Raw genomic sequence first — 380 nt, forward strand, 5'->3', positions numbered from 1 at the left:
GAAGAAGACCCCGGCCAAGGGTTTACTTTAGAAGAGGATCATTTAGTAATGGCAACTTTTCTGAAAAAAGAAGCCAGCCTGAAAAAACCATCGGTTCCATCGCCGGATACCTTTGACCAAAGTGCCAATGACGATGCGTTGATTAAAGCCCATAACGATAAGGCCAAACAGGGATTAGAGGAAAAGCGGGATCAGTCTCTCGGCAATATTAAAAAAGGATTAGCTAGTATAGCAAAAGTAGCGGCTGTGGGGATATTAGTAGCTGCAACAGGTGGTCTTGCAGCAGGACCATTGGTAACTGTACTGGTGGTGGGGTCGGCAACAGCCAAAGTTGCGATGTCCGTCAGTGATATGGTAGAAGGGGTCCAGGACTACAACAA

Annotated in this window: 1 protein-coding gene; it reads left to right on the forward strand. The window is 46.6% G+C overall.

The features are described 5' to 3' along the window. Nucleotides 1-380 (forward strand): hypothetical protein (locus tag RCF13_RS06900; RefSeq protein WP_308141008.1); only part of this gene is annotated, 380 nt, incomplete at both ends.

This window comes from Stenotrophomonas maltophilia group sp. RNC7, from assembly GCF_030910085.1.
GTDB classification, from domain to species: Bacteria; Pseudomonadota; Gammaproteobacteria; order Xanthomonadales; family Xanthomonadaceae; genus Stenotrophomonas; species Stenotrophomonas sepilia.